The organism is Petrotoga sp. 9T1HF07.CasAA.8.2, from assembly GCF_002895585.1.
In the GTDB taxonomy this organism is placed as follows: Bacteria; Thermotogota; Thermotogae; order Petrotogales; family Petrotogaceae; genus Petrotoga; species Petrotoga mobilis.
On record NZ_AZRI01000047.1, the window covers coordinates 1 to 1,648 of the forward strand.

Sequence of the window (1,648 nt, forward strand, 5' to 3'; positions counted from 1 at the left end):
CTTCGCCCCGCTGCCCACCCTAATTTTATTTTTAAATTAGCTAAGTAGGATGTTGTTGCTGTTATTTTTTATTATACCATAATTAAGAATTATTAAGAAAATTTATTTACATTTTTTTGCATTTCAGATTATTAAACCAAATAAAATAGGCTCTAATTGTAGAAACGACTAAAATTTCTCAAGAGCTTGAAAGAATAACTATAAAATTACTTTGTAAAATTATAAAAAGCAGGCTTACGCCTGCCTTCTTAATTATTGTCAGTTTTATTCAATTTTGATCTCTTTTCCTTCACCTTTAGCTGTCTCAACTTTTGGTATAGTTAGTTTCAAAACTCCATTTTCATATTCAGCTTTAATTTTGTCTTTGTCAATGTACTCTGGTAGTCTTATAGTTCGTTCAATTCTACCAAAGTATCTTTCTCTCCTATACACATTTCCTCTTCTTACTTCTTCGGATTCTTTCTTTTCTGCGGATATGGTTAATAGATCGTTGTTTAATTGAACTTTTATATCTTTTTTGTTTAAACCAGGTAATTCACATTCTACGACGTAATCATCGTCAGTTTCATATACATCCATCTCACCACGAGAGGTCGTTCCAAAAGGCAAAGATCTAAAGAAATCTTCAAACTCTCTATTGAAGAAATCAAATGGAGATAACAAGTCTTCTCTGTCATCCCTGTCGTCTCTTCTTCTTTCTAACATTTATCACCGCCTCCCTTTTCACTGTTTATTATTTTCACTAAAATTATATATCAAAAAAATCTTTTGTGTCAAGAGAGGCTTCAAAAAAGGTTATGATTGTTTTTAATTGACAATAAAAGCTTTATATTAATACTAAATTTAAATATAATAAAAGATTTAATCACTTGTTATCTATAAGTGATAATTATTTAGGGATCGCTTCTTTAAAATAATTAAATAAGTTAGAGTTAATCCATCTGAGAGGGTATGTATTATTATGGGATAAATCAAGCTATTTGAAATTTGAAAGGTGTATCCCAAAATCGATCCCATTATGATCCTTCCTGGTAAAAGACCTATAAATTGTTTTATACTTTCTCTGCCAAAGAAGAGATTGTTTAAATGGGCAAAAACAAAAAGTACTGTTGCTATGATCGTTGCATATTCAATAGAAAAAATTGAACCGGGTAAAAAAAATCTTAAATTACCTTGGATAAATCCTCTATAAAATAATTCTTCGGCAGGGCCTACAACCAACCAAACATGTAATAAAATAATTTTGTTATTTTGAAAACTTCCGTAGGGAATCTTCATGAGATCAGAAAGAGACATTTTCCTCATACTACCCAAAGATCCCAGTATTAAAATAAAAGAAATTAAAAGCATAAACAGTCCTTTTTTAAAATTCCCAGTTTGGAATCCTGCTTGCTGGAAGTTTATTGGTGAAAGATAGATAAGAAGAATAGAAATCCCAATACTGAATATTCCTAAAATTAAATTTCCCAAATAAATACCTTTTCTTTTTAAAAAAGATCGGCCTATTACATATATTAGTAAATAGTAGATAATTAGTAAGATGATAAATTTAATAAAGAGCATATATTCACCAACCTCTGTGTTAGCGCCCCTTAGCCCCGCTCCCCACCCTTCTAAGGAAAGGGACCTGCGGTCCCTTAGACCCGGC

At 30.8% G+C, this 1,648-nt stretch carries 2 protein-coding genes; both read right to left on the reverse strand.

Features of this window, described 5'->3' with window-relative positions; genetic code table 11:
- Window positions 1-264: 264 nt before the first annotated feature.
- A complete protein-coding gene (locus X925_RS09785) occupies window positions 265-705 on the reverse strand; it encodes an Hsp20/alpha crystallin family protein (RefSeq protein WP_103065871.1) in 441 nt (146 codons plus the stop codon).
- A 171-nt stretch (window positions 706-876) separates the two neighbouring features.
- A partial coding sequence (locus X925_RS09790) for a CPBP family intramembrane glutamic endopeptidase (RefSeq protein ID WP_233187778.1) occupies window positions 877-1,648 on the reverse strand: 772 nt, incomplete at its 5' end.